Genomic DNA, 4,780 nt, shown 5'->3' with positions numbered 1-4,780 from the left:
GCTTCCGGCAACGACAGCTCAGAATTGACTTGCGACCAGCGCGATTAGACGACGAATGGCGTAAAATCAGGGGGAAAAGCCAGCGGCATCCGTTGTGGCTGTTGTATCGGGTTGGAGACAACCGCCGTGAATCCGCAGAGGCCATGTTGCGCTGAATCCGCACATATGTCATGGCGCCAGCGGGCCTAAGTCAGGCTCGGGGGATGGCAGGATTGCGACCAATCCCCCAATGCGGGAGCGTTACGTGAGGGCCGAAAACCCTGCGAAATGGCTAATCGAGCTCTCAAAGGGGGACACCAAAAGCAGCATCGACGGGCTGATTCTGGTGAAGGGATTCCGCGCTCTCGACCTTTCGCCCGAACAATATGCGATGATGGAAAAGGCGGAGAACTACGAGGCCCATTCGGTCTTTTTCGAGGCCAGCCGTAACAATCGATCACCGGTGGCGCAGGCCTTCATCTACGTCAGCGATCACTCCGGCGAGAGCCAAGACTTTGCCGTCTTGCACAAGAGGTTGTGGAGCTGGGGGGGTGTGCCACTGCTCTATCGGAAGACGCCGGGAAAGGTGGAGCTGTTCCGCTGTGCGAGCAAGGCGGACTTCGACCAGAGCACCGAGGTGCCTAAGTACAAGGCCTACGACACGTTCAGTATTGCCGCTGACATATCGAGCGCTGAGACCTCCACGGCCGCATGGTGGGATCTCGGGCGGCTGCGCAACGGAACCCTGTGGGACGATCCCTCGATTTGCGAGCATCTCCTTTCGGATACCGCATCTGCGCATCGACACCTCGTCGACAACATTTTCGGCCTCTACAAGAAGATAAGGACGGACTCGCTACTCAGCGAAGGTCTGCAACGCCGACTGCTCATCCTGTCGCTGCTGATCGCCTATCTCGACGAACGCAACGCTCTCGAGACCGATTATTTCGCGCAGTTCCATCCTGGCGCGAAGACCTTCGCCGACGTGATGCGCGCCGGCCCACCCTTGGTAAACCTGTTGGCAGCGCTTGAGAAGCGCTTCAACGGACATGTGTTCGAGCTGGATGCCGACCTCCGCGCCGAACTCGCCGAGACCACGCAGCTGGGGGCCTTCGCCGATCTGGTCGAGGGCTGCCAGGACGCGCATGGCCAAGGCAGTTTCTGGCGGCTCTATTCGTTCCGCGACCTCCCTGTCGAGTTGATCAGCAACATCTATCAGCTCTTCGTCGAGGATAAGGAGAGCTCTATCTACACCCCGCCGGCACTCGTCCGGCTGATGCTCGATGAAGCGCTGAGCTGGGAGCGCATCGACAGGCTGATTGAACGCGATGAGGTGATCCTCGATCCAGCGTGCGGGTCGGCGGTCTACCTTGTGGAAGCCTATAAGCGGCTCGTCCTGCATTGGCGAATGCGGAACGATTGGGAAAGGCCCAAGACCGCAGATTTGAAAGCGCTCCTCACGCGGGTACATGGCGTCGATCTCGAACCGGGCGCGATCAAGCTCGCGGCATTCAGCCTGTGCCTCGCGCTTTGCGAGGCGCTCGAGCCCGAGCATATTCGCAAGAGCGTCCAGCTCTTTCCCGAACTCGAGAGCGAGACCCTGCACGCCAAGTGCTTCTTTGAAGCCCGCGAGCTGGGGTTGATCACGAAACGGGTCGGGGTGATCGTCGGCAATCCGCCGTTCAAGTCGAAGCTATCCACTCCAGGTGCATCTCAGGCCGCCGCTGACTTCAAACAGGCGCTCGGAGGAAAGCTGCCCGACGACCAACTGGCCTATCTCTTCCTCGTGTGCGCGAAGGACCTGCTCGCGGACGGCGGTGTTATCAGCATGATCCAGCCGGCTGGTTTCCTCTACAACCTGAATCCGGAAAGGCTGCGCTGGCATATTTTCCAAAGCTGGGATGTCCGCGAGATTCTCGACTTCGTGTCGGTCCGCGGCCTGTTCTCTAAGGGCGACGCGGATACGAAGATTGTCGTCGTCGTCGCCATCGCAGGCGAGCCCGATCCCGCGCGCAAGGTTCTTCACGCCATCTTTCGCCGGAGCGGCAAGGCGGATGCGGAGCAGAGTTTCGACATCGACTATTACGACATGCATTGGATATCCCGAAGCACGAATCTGGCCGACCATCGCATGTGGCGATCGGGGCTCCTCGGCAACCAGCGCTGCACCGATCTCGTTCAGCGACTGGCAAAGATGCGGACGCTCGGCGCGTTCGCCAAGGCGAAAGGCTGGGAGTTCGGCCAAGGCTTCATGCGCGGAAACCGGGCCCACCGGTATTCGCTCGATCATATCTGGGGCAAGCGGATGGTCCCGCCGGGCGCGATCGGCCGGAACGGGATCGACAGCGCGAAGGTGACGGACGCGCCGCGGGTGCCTATTTCGGACGCGAGGTCAGAGCAGGCATTTCTTGCTCCGCTCCTTCTCGTCCGGAAACACCAAGACCTCGATCACGGGGTGTGGAGCGAAGGTTACATGACCTTCGCGGACGAGATCGTCGGTTTCTCCGGCGCCGGTAGGAATGAAAAGGCCCTGCGCGAGGTTTCGGACTTCCTGTCGGCTAATCGGGTCTCTCTTTCGGCCTATGTCGCCGCGACGAGCTTTCGACTGTACAACAAGAAGGCCACGGTAACGAGCACGGGCGACGTTCTCGACCTTCCGTTTCCGGAGTCGGGCGATCTCGAACTAAGCGCGAGCGAAACCATCCTCGTGCACGACATCGTGAACTATCAACGCGAACTGATTCGCAGAGGCGACAAGTCGTACGTGCTGAGGAGCACGGGCCACAGCGCGTTGCCGGCCTTCAACGAGACGCTCCTTGCCTCGATCAACCAACTGTACTCCGACAACCCCCTCGTTGCGCATCCTAGCCAATGCTGGCCCGGCATCATCTGCCAGCCCTACTCTTTCGGCCCAGCGAATATCGACTGGTCGGACAGCGAGAAGCTTCGAGGGCGGCTCGATGCGGTTGTCAGGCAACAGCGCAGCGAGACCGTCTCAGTCACAAGGATCGCGCGCATTTATGACGACAATCTGCTGTTCCTGATCAAGCCGGACCGGCTTCGCTTCTGGATGCGATCGATCGCGCTCCGCGATGCCGACGAGGTGCTCGCCGACCTCCGGGCACAGGGTTACTAGTTCGTGCTGGCAGACGGCGGCGCGATCGGACCTATCACCGAGGGGCTAAGGATCGGATTGCATCTGCCCGCATCCCAGTTTCGAAAGCTCGTCGCCTTTATCGCAAGCGCACTCCCTTTCTGGCGGGACGATAGCCTGCGCAAGCCGGAGACCGCCGAGGACGCGCTCTCCGATCAGCTTTGCGACTTCCTAAATGATGCGGCCCGAAGCGCCCCTGGGCTCGATGCTTTCAAGTTTCAGCGCGAGACGCGCGACGACTCTAAGGGCGGACGCAATCTAGACATCGCCGCCAAGCCGAGTGGCTGCTCGATCTGGATCGGCGATCGCCATTATTCACCGTATGACATTTTTCTGCCCATCGAATGCAAACGTCTCCCCACCCCTGCCGCCAAGAAGCGCGATCCGCGCGAATATCTCTTCAGCGACACGAGCTCGGCGGGCGGAGTCCAGCGTTTCAAGAGCGGTGTCCATGCCGCCAATCATGCGTTCGCGGCGATGATCGGATATGTGCAAGATAGGGATATCCCGCATTGGCGGCAGGAGCTCGGCAAGTGGATCGATGAGTTGTCGACAACGGCCGCGCCGCTCTGGAGCGCCGACGACCGCCTCGAACTGGGAAACCATGACGCGAGCGGGCGGCATGCCGTACTCTATTCTAATCATGCCCGCGCCAACGGGCTGAGCGATATCGCGATGAATCATCTCTGGATAGAGATGTGACGGCTTCATCGACGCCCGCCCGGTCGGCACCGGCCTGCTCTCACGGCAACCAAATGCCAAAAATCCACGATGATCACGGCCATCGCCGGAACTTGTCCGGCAACCTTAACGAGCGGGTCAATCGAGATTAGTTTTGACGCTCGATGCCGTCGATCCGTTTGCGCCGTTTGCATGACCGCTTTCGGGCGTCGGCCCGAAGAGCCCGAATGACCGGAATTAGGGCGCGTAGCTGCCGCGTCGGTCAGCCGTTACATCGTCCCGTGATTTCATATGCGGCATGCTGCCCGCATGATCATTCTAGGAAGCACATTTTCAACGCATGACCATCCTCGCCGGCGGTTTCCGACCGCGGATCAGTCGAGGACGTTGTCGGCATTGTGTGGTCGGGCTCCTGTTAGGCCGGCGACGGAAAAGGGACCCATCTCAACCGATCCGGTGAAGCAAGGATTTCATTTTTTGGGGCGGGGGGCGCATTAAATGAATTCGTCTTCGTCGAATTCAGGCGGCTTCGCCGGCCCTGTCCCACCCCCGCCGCCCATAGAGTTCTATCTCGTCCTGCCCGACGGCAGTTGCATCCCTGCAACCGCTAGAAACTGTCGGATCGTGATGAAACAGGCGCGCGATGAGGCGCGCAAACAGGCCAAGATCCGGCGCCACGAAAAAGCCGTCGAAGTGCAGATGGCGCTCGAGGATCGCGCCGCCGCACGCCGGCTGATGCGGGAGCTTGCCGAGGTCGAGCTCGACCGCATCCGCTATGCGGCGCGCATTAGGGTTCTCGTCCGGCCGGACAAGCCGGAAACGCGCACGTCGCCGGTCGAAAAGCGTCTGACGCTGACGCCGCTCACGAACCGAACGGTCACCAGGGTCCACGCCGCGTCGTCCTGGGTGATCGTGTGGATCGGCGTGGAAAAAGGACCCCGGTAGCGGGGTGATCGGCGTCGAAAA

General features: G+C 60.6%; 3 protein-coding genes. All 3 read left to right on the top strand.

The features are described from left to right. Positions 1 to 244: 244 nt before the first annotated feature. The 3 genes from AX685_RS02030 to AX685_RS02020 all read left to right on the top strand — a co-directional run bounded on the left by AX685_RS02030 (position 245) and on the right by AX685_RS02020 (position 4,759). Entirely contained in the window at positions 245 to 3,115 is a 2,871-nt protein-coding gene (locus tag AX685_RS02030) for an HsdM family class I SAM-dependent methyltransferase (protein WP_197418451.1), read from the top strand. A 3-nt stretch (positions 3,116 to 3,118) separates the two neighbouring features. Beyond that, positions 3,119 to 3,835, top strand: a complete 717-nt coding sequence (locus AX685_RS02025) for a hypothetical protein (protein ID WP_197418450.1) — start codon at positions 3,119 to 3,121, stop codon at positions 3,833 to 3,835. A 606-nt stretch (positions 3,836 to 4,441) separates the two neighbouring features. Then, positions 4,442 to 4,759, top strand: coding sequence for a hypothetical protein (locus AX685_RS02020; RefSeq protein ID WP_066484872.1), 318 nt, complete (start codon positions 4,442 to 4,444; stop codon positions 4,757 to 4,759). Positions 4,760 to 4,780: the final 21 nt, after the last annotated feature.

This window comes from Sphingomonas sp. CCH9-F2 (assembly GCF_001556735.1).
GTDB lineage: Bacteria > Pseudomonadota > Alphaproteobacteria > Sphingomonadales > Sphingomonadaceae > Sphingomonas > Sphingomonas ginsenosidimutans.
Note: the sequence above shows the minus strand (reverse complement) of the source record. Positions and strands in the feature narration are given on the sequence as shown.